Consider the following 1,793-nt stretch of genomic DNA (forward strand, 5'->3'; position numbering starts at 1 on the left):
AAACGGAGGGAAGTTAAGTGAAATTCGGAAAGATTACATAGGTAATATGAAGCTACATCTTGATACCTCTATAAACTCTTTTTTAAATGATAAAAATAGTTATTCTTTAACTATTAAAGAAGCTACTTTACTGAAGGAAATAAATAGTAGCTAGTAAAAAATCAAATAGCTGGTTATAAAGTAACAGTGGGGTTAGATAATAGTTTCAATCCTGCATCTAATAATAAATATGATACTATGTCCGTCGCAGAGGATTTAAAAAAATGAAGCGAACCCAAAAAGTTATTCAGTATATAGAAAAAATAATGAAAGATTCAACGAATGATGTCGATAAAATCAATGAGTTTATATCTAACTCAAGGTTAGATAGTTTAAATAAATTACAGGGGTTAAATAACTCAGAGCGTTATATTGACTATCAAATTTTATTGAGTTATTTGTTAACAGCTACAGATACAATATACATGCGGCAAATATACAAAAAAGATAACAATTCACCATATGAACTCGAAAAACTTTACTACCATTATAATTTACTCTTTATTTTGAATTATAATGATGTCGATAAGAACAGAGAACATTTCTTAGATCTTGCCAAGCAAGGTGAAATTTTACTCATGGATTTTGCTTGTAATGATTTTCGAATAGGGCACTTTTGCTACGATAAAGTTATTGAAAGTATTCAATCGGGTAAAATGGCAGAATCACTCCCTATGTACACTCGACCACAGAAATTAGGTGTCCTAGCGATTGAAATGCTGGCAAGCGAGAAAAACCAAACAATAGATTGGGAAAGCGCCGGAATTCCTATTGACCCATTCTATCAACGTTTCTGCCAAGAAGCATTGTATAATGAAAATCACGATGTTATCGCTCAATGGCTTGTTACATTGTGCGATAAACATATCGAATGGTCGGCCATGTTTAGGGATAATGACGACGAACAACGTTCAACGGGATATGAAATTAACACGGAGCTTTTAGTCTCTTGGCCTTTTGAATATCAAGCGGTTAAAAATTTCCGGGCTAAACATGGATTAACCACCCCTGTCATAGATCATCCGCTATTAAAAACGCCAATGGCGATCGAACACCGTCCTGATATGGTGGGCTGGAAGCAAAATATGCCATCAATTTATTATCAGATAATTGATGACCTCATTACGATTAATCCCGAGCTGCAAGTTATTCATAAACTATTTTAATCATGAACAATAGGCGGTTAATTTACCGCTTTTTAAAATGGGTAATGTCATGAAGCTGACGGCACAAAGTAAACAAATTATTTGTGATAATAAGCTGCAAGCTTTTTATCTTGATGCAGTTCACTACTTTGAAGAAGAACATCGCGTAGCATTAGATCACCATGAAATTAAGCGAGAGGCCTTGTTTAATCAATTAAAGAAAAATTATGTGTATTTTGAATCGATTGGTCGAGCGAGCCAATATTTGTGTGTTACGCAGACAACATTCATGCTCTATTGTGGGAAATTTTACGCACAGTCACCGTTATTTCAAACGGTACAAGAGCATCTTGAGCAAGTAGTTTTGTTCAAAGACTCAAAAGTAAAGTATGGTTAGAAGGTATGATTGAGTATTATCAAACTCTCGATTTATCACACAACGTCAGTGAAATCATCGATTATGCCAAAAAATGCTATCTGGTTATCGGTAATGAACCCTCGATACTAAAATCAGAAATTGAATTGTTTCTATTAAAGGATATGAATAAACAATTTACTGATAACTATAAAGAAAAAGAGTTATTCTTAAAGCAAGTACTGGAAAATATC

At 33.6% G+C, this 1,793-nt stretch carries 2 protein-coding genes and 1 pseudogene; all 3 read left to right on the forward strand.

Translation table 11 applies throughout. From position 1 onward, the window contains the following. Window positions 1–263: 263 nt before the first annotated feature. Window positions 264–1,205 (forward strand): hypothetical protein, encoded by a 942-nt coding sequence (locus tag PR675_RS20755; protein ID WP_060561252.1) that lies wholly within the window; start codon window positions 264–266, stop codon window positions 1,203–1,205. Window positions 1,206–1,254: 49 nt separating this feature from the next. After that, window positions 1,255–1,581, forward strand: coding sequence for a hypothetical protein (locus PR675_RS20760; RefSeq protein WP_272582977.1), 327 nt, complete (start codon window positions 1,255–1,257; stop codon window positions 1,579–1,581). Between the two features lie 5 nt (window positions 1,582–1,586). Beyond that, window positions 1,587–1,793 (forward strand): annotated as a pseudogene (locus PR675_RS20765) (hypothetical protein); the annotation flags it as partial.

Origin of the sequence: Providencia sp. PROV261 (genome assembly GCF_028477945.1) — a bacterium.
Taxonomy (GTDB): Bacteria; Pseudomonadota; Gammaproteobacteria; order Enterobacterales; family Enterobacteriaceae; genus Providencia; species Providencia stuartii.

Excerpts from the sequence above, each read along its gene's own strand:
- PR675_RS20760 (WP_272582977.1), top strand. The coding sequence starts at position 1,255 with ATGAAGCTGACGGCACAAAGTAAACAAATTATTTGTGATAATAAGCTG.
- PR675_RS20755 (WP_060561252.1), top strand. The coding sequence starts at position 264 with ATGAAGCGAACCCAAAAAGTTATTCAGTATATAGAAAAAATAATGAAA.